The organism is Lysinibacillus sp. FSL R5-0849 (assembly GCF_038595075.1).
Taxonomy (GTDB): Bacteria; Bacillota; Bacilli; order Bacillales_A; family Planococcaceae; genus Lysinibacillus; species Lysinibacillus fusiformis.
Map to the genome: position 1 here is coordinate 3425567 of NZ_CP152004.1, position 24080 is coordinate 3449646.

At 37.3% G+C, this 24080-nt stretch carries 24 protein-coding genes; 6 read left to right on the forward strand and 18 right to left on the reverse strand.

What is annotated here, in order from left to right; all coding sequences use genetic code 11:
• Positions 1-2 precede the first annotated feature (2 nt).
• Both pheS and MKY80_RS16835 read right to left on the reverse strand, forming a co-directional pair.
• The gene (gene pheS / locus MKY80_RS16830) at positions 3-1040 is read right to left on the reverse strand and encodes a phenylalanine--tRNA ligase subunit alpha (RefSeq protein WP_008179193.1); all 1038 of its coding nucleotides are present in this window, start codon (positions 1038-1040) and stop codon (positions 3-5) included.
• A 393-nt stretch (positions 1041-1433) separates the two neighbouring features.
• Complete coding sequence (locus MKY80_RS16835; protein ID WP_096365028.1) at positions 1434-2198, reverse strand: RNA methyltransferase; 765 nt, start codon at positions 2196-2198, stop codon at positions 1434-1436.
• Positions 2199-2394: 196 nt separating this feature from the next.
• Between MKY80_RS16835 and MKY80_RS16840 the strand changes: the two genes are divergently transcribed.
• Positions 2395-2790, forward strand: coding sequence for a (deoxy)nucleoside triphosphate pyrophosphohydrolase (locus tag MKY80_RS16840; RefSeq protein ID WP_342530352.1), 396 nt, complete (start codon positions 2395-2397; stop codon positions 2788-2790).
• Positions 2791-2797: 7 nt separating this feature from the next.
• On the opposite strand, the gene MKY80_RS16845 is transcribed toward MKY80_RS16840, so the two are convergent.
• The 3 genes from MKY80_RS16845 to MKY80_RS16855 form a co-directional block, all read right to left on the reverse strand.
• The gene (locus MKY80_RS16845) at positions 2798-3775 is read right to left on the reverse strand and encodes a sensor domain-containing diguanylate cyclase (protein ID WP_008179216.1); all 978 of its coding nucleotides are present in this window, start codon (positions 3773-3775) and stop codon (positions 2798-2800) included.
• Between the two features lie 27 nt (positions 3776-3802).
• On the reverse strand, positions 3803-4594 hold the full coding sequence (locus MKY80_RS16850; protein WP_090002306.1) for an alpha/beta hydrolase: 792 nt from the start codon (positions 4592-4594) through the stop codon (positions 3803-3805).
• Positions 4595-4744: 150 nt separating this feature from the next.
• Positions 4745-6094 carry an FAD-binding oxidoreductase gene (locus MKY80_RS16855; RefSeq protein ID WP_090002308.1) on the reverse strand — a complete coding sequence of 450 codons (1350 nt, stop codon included), beginning with the start codon at positions 6092-6094 and terminating at the stop codon, positions 4745-4747.
• Between the two features lie 163 nt (positions 6095-6257).
• Between MKY80_RS16855 and MKY80_RS16860 the strand changes: the two genes are divergently transcribed.
• The 3 genes from MKY80_RS16860 (at position 6258) to MKY80_RS16870 (ending at position 8156) form a co-directional block, all read left to right on the forward strand.
• Entirely contained in the window at positions 6258-7667 is a 1410-nt protein-coding gene (locus MKY80_RS16860) for a LysM peptidoglycan-binding domain-containing protein (RefSeq protein ID WP_342530355.1), read from the forward strand.
• Between the two features lie 117 nt (positions 7668-7784).
• Positions 7785-7952 (forward strand): YfhD family protein, encoded by a 168-nt coding sequence (locus MKY80_RS16865; protein WP_107922400.1) that lies wholly within the window; start codon positions 7785-7787, stop codon positions 7950-7952.
• A 12-nt stretch (positions 7953-7964) separates the two neighbouring features.
• A complete protein-coding gene (locus MKY80_RS16870; protein ID WP_089985723.1) occupies positions 7965-8156 on the forward strand; it encodes an H-type small acid-soluble spore protein in 192 nt (63 codons plus the stop codon).
• Between the two features lie 50 nt (positions 8157-8206).
• On the opposite strand, the gene MKY80_RS16875 is transcribed toward MKY80_RS16870, so the two are convergent.
• Together MKY80_RS16875 and MKY80_RS16880 are read right to left on the reverse strand one after the other, a co-directional pair.
• Positions 8207-10357, reverse strand: coding sequence for an EAL domain-containing protein (locus MKY80_RS16875; RefSeq protein WP_342530358.1), 2151 nt, complete (start codon positions 10355-10357; stop codon positions 8207-8209).
• A gap of 190 nt (positions 10358-10547) precedes the next feature.
• Positions 10548-11138: a sigma-70 family RNA polymerase sigma factor gene (locus tag MKY80_RS16880; protein ID WP_170844094.1), complete on the reverse strand. Its 591-nt coding sequence runs from the start codon at positions 11136-11138 to the stop codon at positions 10548-10550.
• Between the two features lie 188 nt (positions 11139-11326).
• Here MKY80_RS16880 and sspI point away from each other — a divergent pair, with 188 nt between their 5' ends.
• Positions 11327-11536 carry a small acid-soluble spore protein SspI gene (gene sspI / locus MKY80_RS16885; protein WP_008179231.1) on the forward strand — a complete coding sequence of 70 codons (210 nt, stop codon included), beginning with the start codon at positions 11327-11329 and terminating at the stop codon, positions 11534-11536.
• A gap of 78 nt (positions 11537-11614) precedes the next feature.
• Complete coding sequence (locus MKY80_RS16890) at positions 11615-12994, forward strand: FAD-linked oxidase C-terminal domain-containing protein (protein ID WP_090002310.1); 1380 nt, start codon at positions 11615-11617, stop codon at positions 12992-12994.
• 40 nt (positions 12995-13034) lie between these two features.
• Here MKY80_RS16890 and MKY80_RS16895 read toward each other — a convergent pair whose 3' ends face one another.
• From MKY80_RS16895 to MKY80_RS16945, 11 genes are all read right to left on the reverse strand, one after another.
• Complete coding sequence (locus MKY80_RS16895; RefSeq protein WP_025114512.1) at positions 13035-13547, reverse strand: GNAT family N-acetyltransferase; 513 nt, start codon at positions 13545-13547, stop codon at positions 13035-13037.
• Positions 13548-13564: 17 nt separating this feature from the next.
• Complete coding sequence (locus MKY80_RS16900) at positions 13565-14272, reverse strand: amino acid ABC transporter permease (protein ID WP_342530363.1); 708 nt, start codon at positions 14270-14272, stop codon at positions 13565-13567.
• Between the two features lie 11 nt (positions 14273-14283).
• Positions 14284-14988, reverse strand: coding sequence for an amino acid ABC transporter permease (locus tag MKY80_RS16905; RefSeq protein WP_090002314.1), 705 nt, complete (start codon positions 14986-14988; stop codon positions 14284-14286).
• 24 nt (positions 14989-15012) lie between these two features.
• On the reverse strand, positions 15013-15837 hold the full coding sequence (locus MKY80_RS16910; protein WP_090002316.1) for a transporter substrate-binding domain-containing protein: 825 nt from the start codon (positions 15835-15837) through the stop codon (positions 15013-15015).
• A 19-nt stretch (positions 15838-15856) separates the two neighbouring features.
• Positions 15857-16135 (reverse strand): glutaredoxin family protein, encoded by a 279-nt coding sequence (locus MKY80_RS16915; RefSeq protein WP_008179243.1) that lies wholly within the window; start codon positions 16133-16135, stop codon positions 15857-15859.
• Positions 16136-16147: 12 nt separating this feature from the next.
• Positions 16148-17161: an LLM class flavin-dependent oxidoreductase gene (locus MKY80_RS16920; RefSeq protein ID WP_090002318.1), complete on the reverse strand. Its 1014-nt coding sequence runs from the start codon at positions 17159-17161 to the stop codon at positions 16148-16150.
• A 46-nt stretch (positions 17162-17207) separates the two neighbouring features.
• The gene (locus tag MKY80_RS16925; RefSeq protein WP_043990573.1) at positions 17208-18536 is read right to left on the reverse strand and encodes an LLM class flavin-dependent oxidoreductase; all 1329 of its coding nucleotides are present in this window, start codon (positions 18534-18536) and stop codon (positions 17208-17210) included.
• Positions 18537-18721: 185 nt separating this feature from the next.
• On the reverse strand, positions 18722-19618 hold the full coding sequence (locus MKY80_RS16930; protein ID WP_008179249.1) for a LysR family transcriptional regulator: 897 nt from the start codon (positions 19616-19618) through the stop codon (positions 18722-18724).
• Positions 19619-19922: 304 nt separating this feature from the next.
• Positions 19923-20888, reverse strand: coding sequence for an ornithine carbamoyltransferase (argF, locus tag MKY80_RS16935; protein ID WP_043990574.1), 966 nt, complete (start codon positions 20886-20888; stop codon positions 19923-19925).
• A 336-nt stretch (positions 20889-21224) separates the two neighbouring features.
• Complete coding sequence (locus MKY80_RS16940; RefSeq protein ID WP_107922399.1) at positions 21225-22736, reverse strand: thiol-activated cytolysin family protein; 1512 nt, start codon at positions 22734-22736, stop codon at positions 21225-21227.
• Positions 22737-22949: 213 nt separating this feature from the next.
• Positions 22950-24038 (reverse strand): M42 family metallopeptidase, encoded by a 1089-nt coding sequence (locus MKY80_RS16945; protein WP_008179256.1) that lies wholly within the window; start codon positions 24036-24038, stop codon positions 22950-22952.
• Positions 24039-24080: the final 42 nt, after the last annotated feature.

Below are 24080 nucleotides of genomic sequence, written 5' to 3' on the forward strand. Positions count from 1 at the left end.
CCTTACGCCTCTGTTCGCTCGAATTGTGATAAGAAACGAGTGTCACTCGTATAGAAATGTCGAATATCATCGACACCATATTTCAACATGGCAATACGCTCTGCACCAATACCAAATGCGAAACCAGAAACTTTCTTCGGATCATAGCCAGCCATTTCTAAGACGTTTGGATGAACCATACCTGCGCCTAGTATTTCAATCCAGCCAGTGCTCTTACATACGTTACATCCTGCACCACCGCATTTAAAGCACGAGATATCCATTTCAACAGATGGTTCTGTGAATGGGAAGAAGCTCGGACGAAGTCGAATTTCACGTTCAGCACCAAACATTTTTTTTGCTAAAGTATCTAAAGTTCCTTTTAGATCACTCATACGAATATTTTCGCCAATTACTAAACCTTCAATTTGCATAAATTGATGTGAGTGCGTGGCATCATCATTATCACGACGGAATACTTTTCCTGGACATATGATACGAATAGATTCACCTTTTTTAGCTTCCATAGTACGAGCCTGTACAGGCGATGTATGAGTACGTAATAATATTTCCTCGGAAATATAGAACGAGTCTTGCATATCACGAGCGGGATGACCCTTTGGTAAATTTAATGCTTCAAAGTTATAGTAGTCCTTCTCTACTTCAGGACCCTCTGCAATTTCATAGCCCATGCCAATAAATAAATCTTCAATTTCCTCAATGACACGTGTCAATGGATGGCGATTCCCTACTTTTATTTCACGTCCAGGTAAAGTAACATCAATCGACTCACTTGCTAATTTTTCAGCAATAGCCGCTTCTTCAAGTACAGCAGCTTTTGACTCTAATACTGCCGTTACGTTTTCACGAACATTATTCACTAAAGCACCCATTTTTGGTCGCTCTTCAGCTGATAATTTACCCATTCCTTTTAATAAATCAGTAATAGGTCCTTTTTTCCCTAAATATGCAACACGCACTTCATTTAATTCTTTTAGACTTGCTGCTGCTTCAATTTTAGCAAGTGCTTCTTGCTCTAATTGTTTTAATTGCTCTTCCATGTTAAAACCTCCTTAGAAAATTAACGCCTGTTTTTAGGCATAAAAAAACTCGCCCCTAAAAAAGGGACGAGGACATATTCGCGGTACCACCCTAGTTATTGCAAGGCCAATATCCTTACAATCACTTCATTCACATAACGACTTGATAAAGCCGGCTTACCTTTACAGCATCAAGCTGGTCCCGGTAGCTGCTCGCGGGCTGAATTCAAAATTGCATCGGTACGGCGTTGGCTCTCAATCTCCGGCCACACGCTCCCTGTCGTCCATTCACAATCTTTACTACTTCCCGGTCATAGCATTTCATATTTAAACTTACATTTTAGAATTGATTATACAATAACGATCAGTTGCAAATCAAGGGGCAACTAGCGGAAACCCGCATGATTCTGTCAGTTATTTCACAAAACCATATAAAACTATACCAGTTGCTACAGCTACATTAAGTGATTCAGCCTGACCAAAAATTGGAATGATTATATTTTGGTCTGTCATTGCTAAAAGCTGTGGCTGAATACCACTACCTTCATTCCCCATAATAATCGCAAATGCACCAGTATGCTGAATGTCGCTATATGGCACGGCGTCTTCATCCAATGCCGTACCAAATACTGGAACTCCTTGATCCTGTAAAAAGTCTACACATTCCGTTAACTCTTCACGTACTACAGGGATGTGGAAATGTGAGCCTTGTGCAGCTCGTAACGTTTTAGGGTTGTAGACATCGGCACAGCCCTTCCCTAAAATAACGGCATCTAATCCAGCTGCATCGGCTGTACGAATCATCGTCCCAATATTGCCTGGGTCTTGAACAGCATCGATCAATAACACTTTACGCCAGGATGCCTTTACTTCCTCCTCTAATGCAGGCTGTCTACAAATAGCAAAAACACCTTGTGACGTTTCTGTTTCCGCAAATTCCTTCGCTACTACTGACGTAACCTCTACAATAGCAATGCCATCAATTGGCCATAGCATCGGTAAATCTACACCTTCACGTACAATAATTTGCAGGACTTGCTCTTTATTTTTTAATGCTTCTTCTACAAGGTGAAAGCCTTCCACTATGAATTCACCTGATCGTTCCCGTTCTTTTCGTGTTGTCGCTAATTTTTTCCAATATTTCACTAGCGCATTTTGCGTAGATTCGATTCTCTTCATTGCTACCTCTTACCGCCTTTTTCCTATATATTGACCATTATTATACCTTAGTAAATACTAAATTTCATAGCTATGTGAGAAAACTGTTTTTTTCTAGGACAAGTGTAATTTTAATGCTGTGTCTAACAACTCCACCATGTTATAATGATACATACTTTGTAATAATTTTACAGTATCGAGAAAAAAGGTGATCAGGATGAAAAAAACAATACATGTAGTTGGTGCCATTATTGAAAATGATCAACAAGAAATTTTCTGTGCTTTAAGAAATGCCCATATGGTACTCGCTAATTATTGGGAATTCCCTGGCGGTAAAATTGAACCCGGCGAAACTCCCCAGCAAGCACTTTATCGAGAAATCCTTGAGGAATTCAACTGCGTCATTCAAGTTGGTGAGCCAGTGACCAAAACTCTTTATGAATACGAACAATTTTTTGTTCACCTAGAAACTTATCTAGCCACTATTATTAAAGGTACTCCACAAATATTGGAACACGCTGAAGCAAAATGGGTTCCTCGTCAGCAATTGCTTAAGCTTTCTTTTGCACCTGCCGATTTACCTTCCATTAAAAAATTATTAGCGGAGCCATAACACATATTTACTTCATATCAAAAAAATGAGTCACTTGGTTACGACCATTTTTTTTCGATGCATACAAGGCATCATCCGCATTTTTTAGCAATGTCGTACCAGTATCTTCTGATGTGACGGTTGCCATTCCAATACTTATCGTCACCTGACCAGCTGGCCAATGATCTAACGCAACTGTTTTTCTAATTTGCTCCCCTAACTCTTTTGCTGCGGCAATCTCAGTTTCCGGTAAAATCATGACAAATTCCTCACCACCATAACGAGCAACGGTATCTTCTTTACGCGCTCGTTGTGTTAATAGCTGTGCCAATTGAGCAAGAACATCGTCACCTACTTGATGTCCAAACGTATCATTAACTTTTTTAAAATGGTCAATATCAAGAATACATAGTGAGAAAGGCTTAGCTGATTCATAATAACTATTGAGCTGTTGTTCAAGTTTATCTTGAAAGAATCTTCTATTTTTCAAACCCGTAAGTTTGTCTGTCTCCGACAATTCAATTAAAGTAGCATTCACGGCTAATAATTTTGCCTGTTGTTGTTCGATTTCTACATGAATTTGCTCCAAATTGGCTAATGCCTGTTCTTTTTCTTGGTAGGCTGCCTCTAGCAGCTTTTTAGCTGAACGTAACTCTTGTTCATAATCAATACGCTTTTGCATTTTGACTAAAATACAATCAATTCGCTCTACCGTATCTTCCTTGTACAATCTAGCATTCATTAGAAATGGTATAGCCATCCCTTCCTTATGTTTGAGATGAATAAACAATTCCTCTACTTGCTGTTCTAAATTTATCATCGGATAAAAATACGAGTGAAAAATTAATTTATTAGCAGTAGATAGAAGTACCTCTAGATGTTGTTGCAGCAAATCTACCTGCTCAAAGCCTATCCAATTTAATAAGGTGTGATTGACCTCTGCAATTACTCCTTCGTGAGTGATGGAAAGAAAACCACATGGCGCATCATTAAGTCGTTGTTCCATTTACAATAATCCTTTCATTATTCTTCCCTACAAAAAACCCGTAATACACTGGATGGTTTCATTTGGGTGACTAATGTGAGGGTAATGTCCTTTCGCTTCCATTAAGCTAAAAGTACTGCCTTTAATATGTTTATGTAAATAATCTCCTACACTTATAGGCACAATACTGTCCTCAGAGCATTGGATAATTAAAACTGGGACTGTTACCTTTGATAATTCATTTCGATGATCCGATAAAAATGTTACCTCGGCAAATTCTCTCGCAATGACAGGATCTGCAGATTTAAATGTTTGTTTGAGCTCATCCGTTAATGCTGGATTTTCAGGATTGCTCATTGCGATAGGAGCCATATAACTTGCCCAACCAGCAAAGTTCATTTCCATCATATCTAATAATTCCGAAATATCACTACGCTCAAATCCACCCATATATTCACCATCATTTAAATAACACGGAGAAGGTCCAATCATAATCAATTTTTTAAAGTATTCAGGTCGTTTGATGGATGCAAGTAATCCAATCATAGAACTAATAGAATGCCCTACAAAAATACTTTGCTGTAATTTTAAAGATTCAATAACATCCAATAAATCTTGCACGTAGCCTTGCAAATTTTGATATTTCTCTGATGTATAGGCATTTTTATCTGAGCTTCCAGATCCGACATAATCGAATAATATAATTTTATATTTGTCCATAAATGCAGGCGTAATAAAACGCCACATGTTTTGATCACAGCCAAAACCATGTCCAAAAATAATCGGTTGATCTCCTTGTCCAATTACTTTCACATGATTACGAACAACAATATTTTCCATCCTGCTAACTCCTTTTTAGAAATATATGTAATAGTTTTATTGTGACCTTTGGTCCTGTAATTATCAAGATTAATTTCCACTTATAGATTGGACATGCTTTCACTATAAGAAGAGAGCAGCAATGCGTCCGCATACTGCTCATCTTATAGACTATAACCATTTGCTAATAGGCGGAATACTTTGCGGAAATTGAAATACATTAAATGGATCATATTTTGTTTTCACTTCTCTCAACCTTCTAAAATTACGACCATAATAGGCTGTTGGCCAATCTTGAATAAATCGATCGGGGAAATTGACATAATCGCCTGTGGTATATGGAGATAAAGCCCTCCGTATGTCCTCCACCCATTTTATATTTTGCCTTTCATCATCTGGGTTTTTCCAAGAGGTATTGTATTCTTGAGCCATTATGGCATTTCGGTAGAAATAGGCTGTGTGATTTGGAGCAATTTCACTGACGGCTCCTCTTAAGGATTGCTGCCAAATTGTCGTATTTGGATTAGGGGCATGCGTTAAAAATTCCTTCATTCTCTTAATGGCCTCAAAAGGAAGCGGTCTCTCAATAAAAGAACCTGATCTTTTATAGAGCATTGGTTGATTACCACTTGGTAGATCAAAAAATTCTACTGCCTTTATATAGGGTACTTCCTTTATCCATATATTTATTGGTGAACCTGCCTTTCTTAATGGTCGAAGAAGTTTTTTTAATTCCGCTGTGGAACCCACAAATTCTCCTTGAGATACGATCTCCCCAACTTCCTTCGTCTTTAATTCAATTTGTGATGTCAGACGACTATCAGTAAATGGAGCCCATTTTTGCCATGTATCAAAAGCAAGCTCAAAATCACTCCATCCCCATGTGATGGAAAAGAGCGAAACTTCACTGATAGCATGGAGCTTGAATGTTAATGAAGTGACAATACCGAAATTCCCACCACCGCCACCACAACTGGCCCAAAAAAGGTCATTATTGTGTTGCCTATTTGCTTGGATCATCTTGGCACCATCCTGTCCACTTGCAATCACTATCTCTATTTCCAGGAGATTATCACAAGTTAGCCCAAAAAGTCGTGACAGCATGCCAATCCCTCCACCAAGGGTTAAGCCAACTACGCCAACGCTACTTTCTGTACCAGCAGGTATCGTTACACCTTTTTCCCATAATTCTCTGTATACCTTTCCTAAATTGGCACCAGCCTCGATTTTGACCGACATGTCTTGGAGATTAATAGCGATATTATTCATGTCACTTATATCAATAACAAGACCCTTATTTAATAACGAAAAATTTTCATAGCTATGCCGACCACTGCGAACCCTGAAAGGTTCATTGTTTTCCCTTGCCCATTTTATGGCATTGACCACATCTTTTGTTCTTTGACAAAATACAATTAAACTCGGATACTTGGAATTATTTAAATTATTATTCGTCCGCGCTTGTTCATAATTCGGATCTTCAGGAGTAACGATTCTACCTGTAAGCTTCGCTTTCTTCACCTTAAACCCCTTCCCCATCACATCTAATTTATGTCATATCCTATGCTAGGTATCCTAGGGAAAGAATTTGAAGCTTTAAGCTTTTGCATATCTCTTATAAAATACTCATTTCATCATTTGAATCATATGATGCAGTAATGAACTATCATTTAGGAGGTGTTCTATGATTATTCATGTAGTAAGTGCTGGGGAAACGCTTTGGTATATTGCCAATCGTTATGGGGTATCTGTGCAATCTATTACCCTGTTAAATGCGTTAGCTACACCAGATCAATTAGCCATCGGACAATCACTTGTTATCCCTTCATCGTATACCACTTATACCGTGAAAAGCGGAGATACATTATGGTCGATTGCCCAACAATTTGGCGTTCCGCTACAAGCAATCATTGCAGACAATCATCTTACGAACCCTGATATGTTAACACCTGGCACTAAATTAATTATTCCACCAGTCGTTCATATTGTGCAGCCTGGTGAAACTTTATGGCAAATAGCTCAAAATTATGATACGACCATCCAAGCAATTATTGCTGCAAATCATATTAACAACCCTAATATGATTTATGTTGGTGCTCAATTAATCATCCCTAGAAAATTACCACTTATCGAAGTAAATGCTTATTCTTACCAACCACCTGAGGAAGCAATTGATTCCATTAATGCTGTTGGTCATCTACTTACTTATTTTAGTCCTTTTGCTTATAAGATGAAGGAAGACGGTACATTACAGCCTATAAATGATGAAAAAATGATAGCAGCTGCAAAGGCTAAAAACATCATTCCTATGTTAACGCTCACTAATTTTACTTCAACAGAAGAAGGCTCTAATTTGGCACATGTTGTCTTGTCCAATGAAGAGTTGCGTGTCAAAGTCATGAATAATGTTTTACAGGTGATGCAAGAGAAGGGCTATCAAGTTTTGAATATTGATTTTGAAAATGTTTTGCCTGCTGATCGAGAAAATTACAATGCATTTATCCAATTAGCAGTGGATATGCTACATCCAAAGGGTTATCTCGTATCAACTGCACTCGCACCTAAAACCAGTGCAACGCAAGTTGGAACGTTATATGAAGCACATGATTACGAGGCACATGGTCGAATAGCAGATTTTGTAGTTTTGATGACGTATGAATGGGGATATCGTTTTGGATCTCCTCAAGCCATTTCCCCCATTAATGAGATGAGAAGAGTTGTTGAATATGCACTTACAGAAATGCCTGCGGATAAAATTTTATTAGGCTTTGAGCTCTATGCCCGTGATTGGTTATTACCTCATGTCAAAGGTCAAGAAGCCGAGACATTTAGTCCACAGGAGGCTCTTAATCGAGCCATTAAATATGGTGCCACCATCCAATATGACCAAACAGCGCAATCCCCATTTTATCGTTATGTCGATGAACAAGGAAGAAATCATGAGGTATGGTTTGAAGATGCGAGAAGTGCACAAGCTAAATTTGACATGGTCAAACAATACAATCTTCGAGGAATTAGTTATTGGGCTTTAGGTTTCCCATTCCCACAAAATTGGGTACTTTTAAATGAAAATTTTTCTATAAAAAAGCCTTAATTTTTTTATTGTGCACGCAACTAATAAAGATATGCTACATTTCCCGATTTTTTCCCATGATAAAAAACTCATTTCAGAGCCATATTAAGATATACCAATTTGAAAGGAGCAACTCACATGGGAAGAGACAATAAACAAGGTCAAAGTAACAATAAAGGTTCATTACCTCAAACGCCAAAAAACCAGAAAATCGCCCCTAATAAGATTAGTGAGGAATTTTCTCAAGAGTTCATGGAGCTGATAAATACAGTAACGCAAAAACAGCACAATAAGAAGCAAAAATAAGGGGGGCTTCAGTTGGATTTTCAACGTGCACATGAAATTGTCGCCTCACCGTTAGAATATGAAGTGAGCTATAATGGCGTTTCCGTTTGGATCGATAAAATCCATGCTGATGAGAAAACAGCGACTGTTCTCCTACGTCGTTCTTTAGGGGAAAGTTCAGATGTGGATATATCCGAACTTAAGGAAGAATATCTCGTTCACTAGAAAGGAAAGAACCTGCTTCATTTTTACCTAAGCAGGTTCTTTGCATTACTTTACATACTATAATGTTCTTTATATTGAAGCTGCGTTAAGACTTCATCTACATGGTGGTGCAAATCATGAAAGGTTTCCGAAATTTGCTGAGGTGAAATCGGTCTACTAAATAAATAACCTTGAATATAATCACATCCACCTTCCATCAGAAACGACAGCTGCTCAACCTCTTCGATGCCCTCCGCCACAACCTTCAAGCGTAAATGCTTCGCCATCGAAATAATCATCGACACAAGAGCCTCATCATTTGGATTATGTTGAACATTTCTCACAAAAGTACGGTCAATTTTTAGACAATCAATGGGAAAATCCTTTAAATAGGATAAAGATGAATATCCTGTTCCAAAATCATCGACTGCTATTTGAATACCTAGCGCCTTTAATTCATGCAGAAGCTGTGTCATTTGATCAATATTCATTGTCATACTTTCCGTAATTTCTAATTGCAAATAATGAGCATCTAATTTCGAACGCTGTAATATTTCACCCACCATTTCAACTAAATCCTGTTGAAATAATTGTCCAAGTGAAAGATTAACAGCCACTTTGATTGGAGGTAATCCTTGTTCTTCCCATTGTTTCGCTTGCTGACAGGCCGTTTCTAATATCCATTTGCCAAGAGGAATAATGAGACCACATTCTTCTGCAATCGGAATAAATATTTCAGGTGACACAAATCCTCGATTTGGATGTTGCCAGCGCACTAATGCTTCAACTGACTCAATCGCACCACTTTTTAAATTTACCTGTGGTTGATAATCTAAATAAAATTCGTTATTGGCTAACGCATTATGTAAATCTTGCTCTAACAATATACGTTCTGCTATTCCTTTAGACATATATGGCTTATAGAAAAGAAATCTTTGTGGTATTTGTCTAGACTCTCGCATCGCTAATTGGGCATGCATCAATAGCTCTTCACCCGTCCATTTTTCCTCCTGTAAGGCTATTCCCATATTTAAATTGCCATTTAACGAAAATAATTGTACCTGTAAAGGTTTTTTCATAGCACTTTTTAAATTCAAACAAAATTGTAATAGCTCTTCAATTGTCTTTACATGATTAATATAAATGACAAATTGGCCCTCTTGTAGTTTGGTCGCAAAATAATGCGGTGGTAAGATCGTTTGTATACGTTCTGCCACTAGCTTCATCATTTTATTAGAATGACTAATCCCTATGGAAGAACGAATGGCTGCAAACCGATCAATTTCAATGGCAATGATTGCCTTTTGATGTCCATTTTCATGTAATTTTTCTTTTAATGTTTTAAGTAATAAATGTTCATTTGGTAATAGTGTAATATCGTCATGATAGGCTTGGAATTGTAGCTCCCGTTGTGATTGTTCAAGATCCTTCTTTATTTTTAAAAGTTGTTGAAATGGTTTTTCAACAGATGTATAATAAATAGCCTTTAGGAAAAAGTAAAATGCTAAAAATTGATAGATAAGGGCGGAGAAATCCCATATCGCATGCGTATCTTGGCTTATAATGAAAAACGTATCACTTACAATGAGCGAGATAGCTGCACTGATGAGCCACATGGAACGCTTTGGCATTTTCTTCAAAAATCTACTAATAATGTTTATCGTTATCAGTTGAAGAACAATAGAAAATAGGTGTACGATATTATCAATATGATCTATCCATTGCACTGGCAATAATTTTGGTGAGATATATACTAGGAGAATACTTGCTATAACAAAAAGTAGAGAACCACTATAACTAAGGATTCGATGCTTCATTGTTAATTGTTTTTTAGGGTATAAAATAATGAATAAAAAGCCGAGTGATAAGTAAAAACGTATTAATATATGTAAAGTATCCTCCATAAAGGCCCATCTGATGGAATGATTATGGCTAAAAAATAAACTGACTAATTCAAGTAATGCTAAAATAAAAAACACATTTCCTATGTATAAAGTTTGATTTGATAGTAAGTGGGAAAAAACTAAATACGATTGTATGGCAATTGCCATCGTAAATACAATAATTAATACTTGTATAATCAATTTTAAATTTGTATAAATTTCACCTTGAAAAACACCGTATATTTGATTGCTAAAACTTAATAATGGTATCACCAGCAGTAATGGTAATACCATGTACCAAACCTCTTTTTTATCGATCTGATTAAACCATTTGCCCAACACAAACCCTCCATACTACTATGTAAAAAAATCGCTAGGTATTTTTAACTATCACAATTGAATAATTTATGTAAAATTGTATTTTTCTTTGACTACTTACAAATCATAACACTTTTATCGTAATTTGTATGCATTCAAGTGAAGTATGCTAATATTCATTTTATTACAATATTAGCATACTTTTGATATATTATTGCTTTTTTCTCACTTCAAAATCCTTATTTCTTAACTTCTTAATGATTCTTTGCCTTCTTTTTTTACTGGCTTCTACTGAAAAACCTAGTAGATTAGCGATGTCTTGATCACTGAGATCTTCTACATAATATAGGTATAAAATGCTCCTTTCTACCTGTTTAAACTGGCACATCAAACCTTCTAGAAAGTTGGAACTTTGTGGATAGTTATATTCCTCCCGCTCAAGCTCATTACGAAGAAAATCAAGGGTTTCATCATCCACTATTGCTATTTTCTCTACATAGTTTTTTTCCTTTATTAATTCATTTAATAGTTCTCCTTTTATTGCGGAATAAATATAACCAGATAATTGTCCTTTTGATGGATCTGCCTTTAGCCATGCCTTCCAAACAGCAATAGCCGCTACTTGACGATAATAATCATAATCTTTATAAATTCTCAAACTTGTAAGAATAGAGCTAATCATCGGTTGCACGCTTTCCAAGACTTCCTCAAATGATTGGGTAGTTGTGAGCTTTCGATTGTTACGAAGGGTCACTTGTCTCTTCCTATCGACTATGCACAGTCTAATATTCCTAGGTGACATTATCTTAAACTGGATATTTCTCGAAATCGAATGTTCACTTTTATCATTTAATCGCTTAATATGGTTCAAATTCCTCTCAGTATTCATCATAATTACAGCTTATTTTTGTAAATTTGATATATTTTCTTTGGCATTTCGTACATATTAAAACGATACTTGGACAAATTACTAGTAAGGAGGCGAAATAGATGAATTTTCAAATTAGAGATGCGATTACAGCCAATGTACACGGTCAATCTGCAGCAGAAATTAAAGACATTGTTGAAGATGCCATTAGCCGTGGAGAAGAGCATTTACTGCCAGGACTTGGGGTATTTTTTGAAAAATGGTGGAAGCAATCAAGCTCCACTGAACAGGAAGCATTCGTTCAAAAGTTAGAAAAAGCATTTGCAAACTGATTTTTTATAAGCAATGCATTCCATTTCCAATAAATGCATGATAATGTTTTACTTATCAGAAAATTTGGAGGGATTGGAATGACTGTTGCAGTAGAATTAATTATCAATCAACTCAAACAGGTATTATTAGAAGAACAAGTGTCAACAAACGAAACGGTACGACAGCTACATGGTAAGGATGAATCCCATCATCCGATGAGCTTACCTGATATCGTTGTTTTTCCCCGTTCCACCGCTGATGTCAGTGCCATCTTAAAAGTCGCGCATGCACAACGTGTTCCAGTTGTACCATTCGGTGTTGGCTCAAGTCTTGAAGGAAATGCAATTCCCATAGCAAATGGTATTTCAATTGATTTCTCTGAAATGAATGCTATTTTAGAAGTTAGACCTGAAGACCTTCTTGTAAAAGTACAGCCAGGCGTCACACGTTCACAATTGAATAAAGAATTAAAAAAGCATGGGCTACAATTTACAGTGGACCCGGGTGCAGATGCCACACTAGGTGGTATGGCAGCTACTAATGCTAGCGGCACTACTGCAGTTCGCTACGGTGTGATGCGGGATCAAGTTCGCGATTTAGAAGTAGTACTGGCAGACGGCTCTGTCATCCATACAGGAAATTTGGCAGCGAAGTCCTCATCTGGCTATCATTTAAACGGTTTATTCGTTGGCTCAGAAGGTACGCTTGGTTGCTTTACAGAACTTACACTGAAAGTATATGGAATACCTGAATTTGTGACCGCAGGGCGGGCTGTCTTTAATACAGTCGGTGATGCTGTCAGTTCCGTCACAGCATTATTACAAACAGGAATATCAGTTGGTCGGGTGGAATTGGTCGATGAGGCCTCCATTCAACAAGCCAATATTTATAATGACACTGCCTTTAGCGAAAAGCCGACACTCTTTTTAGAGTTCCATGGAAATGAAGCAGGTATGCATGCAGACATAGCATTTGCTACAGAAATTTTTGAGGACTTTCATTGCCTATCTGTTGAGTTTGAACACGATAATGCTGGACGTAATAAGCTTTGGGAAGCACGCCATTCATTGGCCTATGCTTATATGCATGCTCATCCTGGTAAAAAGCTTATGTCGACAGATGTTTGTGTTCCTATTTCCATGCTTGCAGAAACTATTTTATATGCTAGGGAGCAACTAAATACTGTTGGACTAGCAGGAGGAATTGTCGGGCATGTAGGAGACGGTAACTTCCATGCGCTGTTAATGTTAAATCCCGATGATGCGGAGGAGCAGGCAACAGCCGATCGCTTCAACGAGCACATCGTTCAATATGCTCTACTTCGTGGAGGCACATGTACAGGAGAACACGGTGTTGGAATTGGCAAGATGAGATATCAGGCAACTGAACACGGTAGCTCCCTTGCTGTCATGAAAAGTATTAAGATAGCACTTGACCCCCTTAACATCATGAATCCAGGGAAAATTTTCTCCCTATAGCCATAAGAAACCGCTGATTCCAATAATCAGCGGTTTTTATTTATAAATCATAACGGAAGCTCTTTACTAATATATCTCCCTTATAAAATTCCTTCGACTCGTCTCTTACAAAACCTAATGATAAATAAAGATTAATGGCAGCCTGCATAATATCTCCTGAATGCAAATATAGGGCTTGATCCTGTCTCTTTCTTGCAAAGGAAAAGCTTTCCTGTAATAATTTCTTGGCCACTCCCTGCCCTCTCCCTTTTGGATGGACCCCCAATAAACGCACGATGGTCGATTGAATATTAAGCTCAGGCAGCCCATATGCTTTCTCCGCATCGGTAAATAATTGTAGTCCTCCTAAAATCTCATCCCCTCGCTTTGCAACTAGTATCGTTTCGGCGTTTGGATTGCCAACGGATGCTCGAATATCATTTAAATACGAAGCCCAGTTCTCTGGGTCCTTATAATCCTTTTCATATTGCCCATAGCTTTCTACTAAAACCTCAAGATAATTTGCATAATCTTCCTCTTGTAAATGTTCAATAACAATTTCCGCTATTGTCATATATTATCCCCTTTCTACTATAAGCCACTTTTACTATAGGCCGTTACTCTTTTTTCAATACGATGTGAGATCCATTCTGTAATAATTGAAATCCCCCAATAAATGATACCAACCGCAATGAAAGCCTCTAAAAACTTCAAGTTCACAGAAGCAACAATGTTCGCCACTCCTGTCAATTCTTTAATCGACAGAAAAAAGGCTAATGATGTAGCATGTAAAAAACCAATAAAGACATTCGTAAAGTTAGGAATGGACTTACCAAATGCTTGGGGTAAAATATAACGTCGCATTGCTTGTGTAAAGGTTAAACCTATTGCATACGCCGCTTCCAATTGCCCTTTCGGTACACTTAAAATACCAGAACGAATAATTTCCGATGCATAAGCACCTGCACTGAATGTTAGTGCAAGTATGACAAAAAATAATATTGGAATGGAGCTGGATTGAAATGATAAGTGGAAAATATTGGACACAACATCGACTAGCATGGGTAATCCAAAATAAACAAGCATGATATGCATTATAATAGGTGTGCCTCTGAAAAAGGAAACATAAAAATTTAAGAAGGGTGTCAAAAATATTATTTGTTTTATCCGCACAAAGGCTATAAGTATTCCTATTACAATACCTAATAAAATAGGTGTAAATGTCATGAATAGAGTTAGCGGTATTACTCTACTAATTTCTCGTAAAGCCACCAACACAAATGCAATATCAATGGTCATAGTACTTCCCCCTAATGAGTGGCAACTTCTTTTGGCATATAGCGGTTGAAATAACGTTCATTGAATTTGAATATTTTTTCAAGAATTATGACAATCGCAAAGTAAACGATCGATAATGCCACATATATTTCAAATGCCCGAGTTGTGGACGCGATTAAAGCTTCTCCACGCCCAACCATATCCATTACACCTATGGAAAAAGCGAGTGATGTATCTTTTAACGAACTAATCATTGTGTTCGCTATATTTGGAAAAGCAACGCGGATTGCTTGTGGGAAAACAATTCGCAGAAAAGCCTGAGGACCGCTTAATCCCACACAATAGGCTGCCTCCATTTGCCCGCGGTCAACAGTTAATATAGCTGCACGAAATATTTCAGCAAAGGCTGCCGCATTGCTCAAAGTATACGTAATAATGACAAAATACATCGCATCCATTCGAGTAACATCAATATGAATGAGCTTGAGGAGTGCTGGTACACCATAAAATACTAAAAACAACTGCACTAAAATGGGTGTGCCACGAATAAATGAAATATAAATTGTAATAAGTTGCTTTAATCCCGCTACGTTTAGAAGCTTTGGTATAGCTAGCATAATTCCAAGCACCATACCAAAAAGTATGGAGAACACTAGTATTTCAGCTGTTACTGGTAAATACTGAAGCAATGTCGGAAGTACTTTCGCAATAAGTACGAAATCAAAATTATTATCCATACTTCTTTCTTCCTTTCCTGATTGTTAGAAGTCTACTGTGTAATCATCTCCTAACCATTTCTTACTTAGATCGCTAATCACTCCCTCTTTCTTTAGCTCAACAATGGCCTCATCTAGACGCTCTTGTAACTTCACTTCATCCTTATTTAATAAGAAATAAACCTTCGAATTTAATAATGCATCCCCAACGACCTTTTGCTGTGCCTCATTGCTTTCGTTATAGTATTTCACCGCAAAGGGTGTCGTAATAATGGCATCAATACGGCCACTTGCCAGTTGATTATTCACATCGACTGAACCTGAAGAATAAACGATATTTGCGCCTAAATGATGGTCCTTATTATATTTTTCAATAAAGACAGCGGAGTTACTTGTTGGCGAAACGCTAACATTCTTTCCTTTCAAATCTTCAATAGATTGAATCTCATTATTCTTTTCATTAACGGTCACCTTTAATGGGAAAACGTTATAGGGTTCTTTATTAAATAAAAATTTTTCTTCTCGTTCACTATTAACTTCCATTTGATGGGCAATAAAATCTATTTTTCTTGTTTCTAAACTTAGTAATAAATTTGAAAATTCCATTGTTTTCAATTCGAATTCATATTCAGGTAGCTTTTCATCGATTGCTCGAACTAGTTCTACATCATAGCCAGTTAAGTTTCCTTTTTCATCTATAAAACAAATATTTGGAAATTGTGTACCTGTACCGACAATAATTTTTTGGACATCTTTCCCACCTTGTGCTGTTTTTTGTTCATTTGAACCTCCGTCCGATATTTCTGAACTCGCACATGCTGTTAATAGCGTCATCAGTAAAAGTAACAGCAAAAACAATATTTTTTTCATATATTTCCCTCTCCTTCTTCTATATATGTGAGGGTAAGCCCACGGCAAGTGCATTCTTTACATGCTCTAATCCAATTTCTGTTATGGCTCTATAGACACCACTTTCACTCGAGCCAATTTCCACAATCGGCACATAACGAACGCCATATTTTAAGTCAAGAATGTCTCTAAATGTATCATTATTAGTTACATCGACTGTTTTATAAGGAATATGCTGTTCATGTAAATACGCTTTTATATCATCACAATAGCTACATCCCTGCTTCGACCAAACAATGATATCTCTTGTCACTGTCATTAATTTTCCTCCTTAGCTTACCGTTACTTGTTGCTGTAGCTTTAAATGAATAGGACTTAAAAGCTCAAAGGAGCGTTGCCGTTCAAATTCCTTTCGTACAGGCGTGTGCAAAATGAATTCATCTATTTGATATTGCACGTGAAAATGATCTAGTAGATCTTTAATTTCTTCTGGCGACCCATAAACAATATCCGCATCATATTGTTTGACCGTATATGCCTCTCCAGATTCCTGCCCAAATTTTTCTGCTAGCTCTACTGATTGTAAAGTCAATGTCCTACCGCTTGCTAAATGAACTTTTGTAATTTTTTGGTCTTCTATCAAGCCTTTTGCCTCTTTATTTGTCGGTGCTGCAACGGCTGCAATCGAGACAGCAAAGTGACCATTTGGATGATGTTCACGATAAATACTAGACGACTGTGCCAATAATTCATTGTCGCTATTAATAAATCGGGCAAAGACAAATGCAATACCAAGTCTCCCTGCAAGTTCTGCACTTTGCGGACTTGCCCCTAATAAGAATAGAGCCGGCTTTATTTTTGGAATGGGTGTTGCTTGCACGCCATGAAGATCATGATTCGTAGGTACATTTTGTTCAATTAATTGCTGTAAAAATGTTAGTCTCTCCTCAAAGTCCTCTCCTTGATTGAGCGTGCCATATTGTAAAGCTTTTGTAGAAAGCGGTAAACCACCTGGTGCCTTCCCAATGCCTAAATCAACACGCCCCGGCTCTAATGATGCAAGAACATGAAAGTTTTCAGCTACTTTGTATGGACTGTAATGCTGAAGCATGACTCCACCAGACCCAATGCGAATAGACGCGGTTTTTGCAAGTAAATAGGATACTAATACTTCTGGAGATGACCCTGCTAGTGCATCCGTATGATGATGCTCCGATACCCAAAAACGTGAGTAGCCTAACTGCTCCGCTTTCTGTGCCAATGCGACGGTTTTTTGTAAGGTTTGCTCATTTGTAGCTTCATCAATAATTGGACTTTGATCTAATATGCCTAATGTATAACTCATACACAGCCTCCTTAATTTCACTTATTCAAATAAATTTACTCGGTTTTTAGACAGACTGTTTGATGTATCGGCTTTCTTTAAATGGCAAACCTAAATTCCCACGCAATGTATCTGCTTCATAGTCTTCTCGATAAAGTCCTCTAGCTTGTAATATCGGTACTACTTTATCAACAAAATCTTCTAAGGCACCTGGTACCGTTACACCGATTATGAAGCCATCTGCGGCCTCCTGCTCAAACCATTCCTGTACAAGATCTGCCACCTGCTCTGCCGTTCCAAAAAATGCTGTTTTAGGAGTCGCCTCACGTAAAGCGACTTGACGTAATGTAAGTCCCTCCTGCTTAGCATAGCTTTTAATATAATCAGTCGTACTTCTAAAGCTATTGGCTCCAATATCACCTAGCTCAGGAAACAGTGCGTCCACATCATATTGTGTAAAATCATGATGATCAAAATAACGTCCAAGATAAGCCAAAGCACGGTCAATGGAAACTAATTCAACAATTTCCTGGTATTTTGCCTCTGCTTCCTCAACTGTATCGCCAATGATTGGGGAAATACCTGGAAAAATCTTTACCTCATCTGGATTTCGCTCAAATGCTGCAATCTCTGCTTTTACTCTTTTATAAAATTTTTGAGATTCTTCAATAGATGCTCCATGTGTAAAAATGGCATCTGCATCCTTGGCAGCCAACCGAATCCCGGCATCAGATGCACCAGCCTGGAATATAACTGGCTGACCTTGCTTTGTTCGTCCAATATTAAGTGGACCTTGGACTGAAAAATACTGCCCTTTATGATGTAGCGTGTGCAATTTTTCTGGATCAAAAAATTGGTCGTTTTCGGCATCTGCGATAAAGGCATCATCTTCCCATGAATCCCATAAACCTTTGACAACCTCTAAATATTCTTCAGCGATTTGATAGCGTTCTGCATGACTAGGATGTTGTTCAATCGTTTTATTGTAGTTCAAAGCAGTACTTTCTAAAGGAGTAGTGACAACATTCCAGCCTGCACGCCCTGCACTAATATGATCTAAAGAAGCAAACTGGCGTGCCACTGTGAATGGTTCGCTATAGGAAGTCGATACCGTTCCAACTAACCCAATATTGTTAGTTGCTACAGCCAATGCTGATAATATCGTAATAGGCTCAAAACGATTTAAAAAATGAGGAATCGATTTATCATTAATAAATAAGCCATCCGCAATAAAAGCAACATCAAATTTCCCTTCCTCTGCCTTTTGTGCCTGTTGAATATAAAAAGGTAGGTTGACACTTTGATTGCTCGCTACCTTGGGATGACGCCAACTTGAAATATTACCACCTACCCCGTGAATAATTGCTCCAAAACGAATTTTGTCTTGTCTAGCCATATCCATTCCTCCTCATTTTTATTTTTTACTAAACATAGTGGTTAAGTATGTTTTAGTGTTAAAAAAATATTTATTTACGATCACTCATAAATAAATTTGGATTGAGAATGATATTACAGTTCATTCAGACAATTTGCAATAGGTTCAGTAATAGAAAAAATTTAGCGTTTATATAAAAAATTTTATCACTCCACCATTTGTACCCTTTCAAAATCCTTCGCTGTATGACAGATTGTCTCCCAAAAAGCTGAAGTCAATGCATCTTTATTTTTATAAGTTAGGAAGATATGTTGATTCATATCCAGTAAATGCTTGATATCTACTTCAATAAATTCGCCGCTTTCAAGTTCATTTTTGACACAAAGCTGTGGTAAAAAGCTAATATAGTTTTTTGTGCGAATGAAAGCCTTAGCGACCTCTAAATGGTCGGTTCGAACCTCTATATTGGCTGCTACACCCTTTATGTCGAACATTTTATGCACATAATTCCAATCAAACGCTCCACACTCAAAAAACACCAGCTTCTGTTGTGCCAATTCTTTCGCTTCGATGCATTCATATTGTGGTAATGGGTGTTCACAATGCTTCACAAGCTTCACCGCATTATCTAATAATAACTCGTTGAATATCCCTTCTCTGTGCACATACTGAATAAAAGCTACATGAATTTGGTGACTCTCTAATTTCTCTAATAGAGTAGCTGTTGAACCTGTCACCAATTGAAAACGTAAATTAGGAAATTGTTCTTTCCATTTAGGCAACGCATACGCTAAAAAATATTGGGCTGTTACGCCATTTGCACCAATACATACATCATCTGTTTCCTGTGTCTTTTCCAATTGCTTCTTTCCTTGCTGAAATGTTTGTACGATTTGAGTCGCAAAAGGTAAGAAATCTTTGCCTTTATCTGATAAGGTTACACTTCGTCCCTCTCGATAAAATAACTCAACCCCTAGCTCCCGCTCCAATGATTTGATGCGTGCAGTCACAGTCGGTTGAGAAAGAAACAAGGCGCTGGCTGCCTTATGCGTACTCTTATAATGGACAACATATAAAAAAGCCTCGATATGATCTATATTCATGTGAATTCCATCCCTTCACTCCTTAGTTACTCTATTATATAAATAATTCTTTATATTCTCTATATTTTATAGGAAAACTTAGTTTTTAGTCCTATACCCCTCGATACAAAAGAAAAAAGTAACCCAGCGTCTCCCAGGTTACTTAACTATGTAGCGATGTAGCCATCCATCTTGACAACAAGCATCGCGCGTGGTGAACATCCCTCTGTCTGTCAGCCACTGTATGTTATTCACATAGGCACCCTCTGTTGCCCATGTAAACTCTATTTATTGTACTTCTCACCCCGAAAATAAAGGTCACATTTTACGCTAGAATCGATGCAAGAACTGCTTTCTGTGCATGAAGTCGGTTCTCAGCTTGCTCAAAAATATAAGAATTAGGGCCATCAATAACAGATGTTGCCACTTCTTCCTCACGATGTGCTGGCAAGCAGTGCAGAAACATGTAGTTCGGTTTTGCATACGCTACAAGCTCATCATTAATTTGGTAATCTGCAAAATCTTGCAAACGTTTTGCTGCTTCTTCCTCTTGCCCCATTGATGTCCAAACATCTGCATAAACAACATCTGCATTTAATACCGCTTCCACAGGGTCATGTGTCACCAGAATCGTGCTGCCATTTGCCGCGGCAATTGCTTGTGCTTTAGCGATAACTTCCGCATCACATTCATAGCCCGCTGGTGTCGCCACAGCTACATTCATCCCAACATGTGCTGAAGCAACTATTAAAGAATGTGCTACGTTGTTGCCATCTCCCACATAGGCAATTTTAAGCCCCTTTAAAAAACCTTTGTTCTCTGCAATTGTTTCTAAATCCGCTAAAGCTTGGCATGGATGATAAATATCTGTTAATCCATTGATAACAGGAATAGTTGCATGCTCTGCTAGTTCCCTCACCATTGCATGGGAATTTGCTCGGATCATAATGCCATCCAAATAGCCTGATAAGACATGTGCTGTATCGTAAATGGATTCACCACGACCTATTTGTAAATCACGCGCATGCATAAACATACTTTTTCCACCTAGCTGATTCATACCGACTTCAAATGAAATACGAGTACGCGTTGAATGTTTTTCAAAAATCATACCAAGTGTTTTGCCTTCTAATAATCTTGGGCATTTCCCCTCTTTGGTAATCATTTTAAGCTGTGTTGCTAATTCAATAAGTTCTGCAACTTCTTGACTTGTATAGTCTAGCAAAGTTAATAGGTCTTTTCCTTTTAAACTAGAAACTAACTTTAGCTGTACTTCTTCGAGTAATTTCATGGCCTTCGCTCCTTGTATCATTGCTGTTGAAATCAGTATAACATGCATAAATATAAAATCAAATGAATTTTTATAATTTTATTAAGGAAATATTAAATGTGACAAAAATTCGTCAATTTGAATATTTATTCATATCAACCATTTTTACGATTGAATTCTTTGTAGAAATTCACTGAAAGAAAGGGGTTAAGAATAAAGAAAGAAAAGGGTTAAGAATAAAGAAAGAAAAGGGAGAGCAGTTATTGAAAGAATTTGAAAGCGTTAAAAACCTCCTAACAATAATTTGTTAGGAGGTAAAATTTCTTTATACATGTCATTACCTTTATATATTGCTACTTACTCGATACTACCTGTTGGGTATAATGTAGTTCCTCCAATGGAGACTTTGATTTCATTAGACATTGGAACATTATATTCATCAATAACCGTTCTCCACCATTCCCATGCAAGACCTGTACATTCTCTTGCATAAATTCTTATATTTTTTGAATTAGCCGGAAGCGGTATGACTGTAGAGAAATGAGCGGTTTTGTCCTTCCAATTGCCATCCCAAGTTTTATGGGTTAATACTTCATTTCCATTTTCATCATATGAGAATTCGTCCCAAGCTACTTCAAATTGAGCAACGTATGCACCATAATGATCGAGGATGATCTTTCCTTTAGAATATTCCGTAGCTGTCGTCTCGATATAATCTGTATTATTATGAACAGCAGCAATTGAATGATCCTTTAAGAAAACACTTGTATATGAGATTGGATAGCCTGGATTTTTAAGACTAAATTCTCCATTATCTTTAATTACTTCTCTAATATCATTAAAGTCCTTTGAGACAATTTGATTATGCTTTTGTGAATCTCCGCCTAATACTACAGCCGTAAAGGAACTTTCCTCAAAAATATCCTTGTATTGTGCACTAGTTTCTACATTCGTATTAGCATTCTTCAGTAATGCTTTAAAAGCAGCTTGTACATCCTTACTCTTTGAGCTTGTTTCTAATTTCACATAAATGGTTCTCCCATAGGCTACATTCGACACCATAACAGGAGGGGCATCATTGTTTACTCCTTTACGAGTTAACTCTGCAAAATTAACGCTATCATCGAAAAGGTCTGATGGATTGTTAGGCAATTCAGCACTTACGGTATAAAAAATCTGTTTGTATGCCGCAACCATCACTTTTTTCTCTCCATTCGCAATCGCATTAAAGTCAATCCCCAGCGAATTGTCGAGAACTTGAGCGTTTACATTCAAAGCGCTTGCTATTTGAGATTTGCTATAAACCATAGATTCTGAATATTGTAGTCTTGCAGGCAAAGTATGTGTTGTGGAATACTTCTCACTCCAAGTAGACACTAACTCATCCACTGCACCAGATACATTTCCATATGTCGGATTATCCACAGTCAAAGTATTTTCCCTTTTCATACCAGGTAAATCAATGCTAATATTTAATGGTTTTCTTTTAGCCACCAATAAGTTAGGTTGATTGTCTACAAAAGCTTGGTTGGCAAGTTGTAATGCTCCTGGATATGTTCGATTCGCCATAGAATCAATAATTGATATATCCACTGGTGAGGTTGTCAGTGATTTCTTGTTACGTTCCACCACTATAAATTTATCATTTGAGCTAACTCCTTCTTTAGGAACAAAGCTATCAACCCTGTCACCATTGACTGCTAATATTTCCCTGTTGTTGTAATTCAAGTTTGCTATACCCGTATCAATATCACTAGAACTATTAGTATCAAGTGTTTCAGCTAATGAAATACTTGGATAAGTTAGAAGGCATAAACTAATAGATAAACATAGTAAAAACTTGATTGTTTTTCGAATTCCCAAATAAATCCACTCCTTTTATAGGAAATTATACCATATAAAAATAATTTTTAAATATAGTATTTTCGTTTCATTTTCATCGTACTCATAACATGTACTTATGATTTATATTCATAACTACTATGTTAAATCGTTGCGATTCCTTTTTTAATAAAAAAAGCCTCCTAACATTTTAGTTAGAAGGCAAACCGCATGTAATTCTATTTAGTTTTTTCCATTCAATTAATCGAATGTAATTTTATTGACTGCATCTCGATCTAATTTTTTAATGACTTCCACCATTAATTTTACGGCATTATCATAATCATCACGATGTAGGATACCTGCATGTGAATGAATGTAGCGTGTCGCAATACCGATGGATAATGCTGGTACGCCATTTGCTGTTACGTGGATAGAGCCAGCATCTGTACCACCGCCAGCCATTGCTTCAAATTGGTATGGAATATTGTTCTCGTCCGCTACGTCTAATACGAATTCACGTAAGCCACGGTGTGATACCATAGATGCATCATACACAACGATTTGAGGGCCTGCCCCCATTTTACTAGTTGATTCTTTAGCTGTTACTCCTGGAGTATCTCCCGCTACACCTACATCAACTGCAAATCCAATATCCGGTTGGATTTTATGTGTTGCCGTTTTAGCTCCACGAAGTCCAACTTCTTCTTGCACATTTCCTACTGAATAAAGAATATTAGGATGTTTTTCATTTTGTAAAGCTTTCATTACATCAATAGCAATGGCACAACCAATGCGATTATCCCAAGCTTTTGCTAATAGATATTTTTCATTTTTCATCACATTAAATTCGAAATATGGTGTTACCATATCGCCAGGACGTACGCCCCACTCAAGCACTTCATCTTTAGAAGCGGCACCAATATCAATAAACATATCTTTAATGTCTACTACTTTATTGCGCACATCAGCAGGTAAAATATGAGGTGGTTTTGAACCGATAACCCCAATTACTTCATCGCCTTTACGTGTCGTAATTGTAACGCGCTGTGCTAGCATAACTTGGCTCCACCAGCCACCAACTGTTTGGAATTTGATAAAGCCTTTGTCATCAATTTGTGTAACCATGAAGCCTACTTCATCTAAATGTCCTGCCACGACGATTTTAGGACCGTTTTCATCGCCTACTTTTTTAGCAATTACACTACCTAAGTTATCTGTCTCTACAGTATCTGCATATGGTGCAATATATTTTTTCATGACCTCACGTGGTGCACGTTCATTGCCTGCAATACCATTTGCATCTGTTAAATCTTTAAACATTTGTAATGTTGGATCTAGTTGTGTCATCCTTTTGCCTCCTACGTCTTGTATCTATTTTATTATACTTCG